The sequence below is a fragment of the Allobosea sp. genome (genome assembly GCF_030694325.1).
In the GTDB taxonomy this organism is placed as follows: domain Bacteria; phylum Pseudomonadota; class Alphaproteobacteria; order Rhizobiales; family Beijerinckiaceae; genus Allobosea.
The window spans coordinates 1-1,527 of record NZ_JAUXYO010000353.1 but is presented as its reverse complement, the minus strand read 5'-3'; the positions used below and the strand labels follow the sequence as shown (position 1 = coordinate 1,527).

The 1,527-nt window shown below is 66.7% G+C and carries 2 protein-coding genes; both read left to right on the top strand.

The annotated features are described in order from the left end of the window. Positions 1 to 5: 5 nt before the first annotated feature. Positions 6 to 143, top strand: a complete 138-nt coding sequence (locus tag Q8M82_RS22995; protein WP_371126446.1) for an SPOR domain-containing protein — start codon at positions 6 to 8, stop codon at positions 141 to 143. A gap of 223 nt (positions 144 to 366) precedes the next feature. Then, complete coding sequence (locus Q8M82_RS22990; RefSeq protein WP_305693618.1) at positions 367 to 1,461, top strand: TRAP transporter substrate-binding protein; 1,095 nt, start codon at positions 367 to 369, stop codon at positions 1,459 to 1,461. Positions 1,462 to 1,527: the final 66 nt, after the last annotated feature.

The following is a 1,527-nucleotide window of genomic DNA, read 5'->3' as shown; positions in this document are numbered from 1 at the left end:
CTCCGATCATCCGCAAGACCGAGCTCGCCGGCGGCAAGACCGTCTATCGCCTGCGCGTCGGTCCCTATTCCCGCGACGATGCGACATCGATGTGCACGGCGCTTCAGTCCGCGGGCGGACAGTGCTTCATCGCGAAGAACTGATCTCGAAACGTTGACCGCCGCCGGATCGGCGGCGGCGAGGAAACGAGCCGGTGGCCCCTGTGCCGCCGGCTTTTTCGTCGCGTGGCGCGCAGGGCGGCCCCGGCGGGACCGCCGTGGTTTCGCCACGGCTTTCGTGCCATGACCCCGTCCAAGGGCTGCCGCGGTCGTTTCCACCGACGCACGGGGCCCGAGCCAAAACCAGACAAGCCTACCGGAGGACACCATGGATCGTCGTCGTTTCGTCAAGACCGCCGCGGGCGGCGCAGCCGGCAGCGCACTCGTCGCCGCACCCGCCATCGCCCAGGCGCAGCCGAAGATCACGTGGCGGCTGACCTCGAGCTATCCCAAGAGCCTCGACACGCTGTTCGGGCTCTCGACCCAGGTCGCCAAGCGCGTGGCCGAGGCGACGGACGGGAACTTCCAGATCCAGGTCTTCGCGCCCGGCGAGATCGTGCCCGGCCTCCAGGCGCTCGACGCCGTGCAGAACGGCACGGTCGAGTGCAGCCATACCTTGTCGAGCTTCTACATCGGCAAGGACCCGGCCTTCGCCTTCGAGACCTCGCTGCCCTTCGGCTTCAACACCCGCCAGCAGAATGCCTGGCTCTATGCCGGCGGCGGGCTGGAGCTCTGCCGCGCCTTCATGAAGAAGCAGGGCCTCTACACCATCCCCTCGGGTAACACCGGCGCTCAGATGGGCGGCTGGTTCCGCAAGGAAATCAAGACGCTGGAGGATCTGAAGGGCTTGAAGATGCGCATCGCGGGCATGGGCGGGCAGATCATGGCCAAGCTCGGCGTCGTCCCGCAGCAGATCGCCGGCGGCGACATCTATCCTGCGCTGGAGCGCGGCACGCTCGACGCGGTCGAGTTCTCCGGGCCCTATGACGACGAGAAGCTCGGCTTCCAGCGGGTCGCGAAGTATTACTACTACCCCGGCTTCTGGGAGGGGAACGCCAATGTCAGCTTCCTCGTCAACCTGGAGAAGTGGAACGCGCTGCCGGCCGCCTACAAGGCGATCGTCGAGGCGGCCTGCGCCGAGGCCAACGCGCTCTGCGTGGCGAAATACGACCACGGCAACCCCGACGCGCTGATTCGCCTCGCCGGAGCGGGTGCCGAGCTGCGGCCCTTCCCGCAGGAGGTGATGGCGGCGGCCTTCAAGGAGGCCTTCGCGATGTATGCCGACCTCGCTTCGAAGAACGCCGAGTTCAAGACGTTCTACGATTCCTTCCTGCCGTACTGGAAGAAGGAGAACCTCTGGTTCCGCGTCGCCGAGCTGCCCTTCGACGCCTTCAACGCGCAGATGTCGCAGCAGATGCGCTGAGGGGGGTCTCTCCCGAACCTCGACCGTCATCCTGGGCGACCGCAGGTCGACCGGGATCCATCCTGG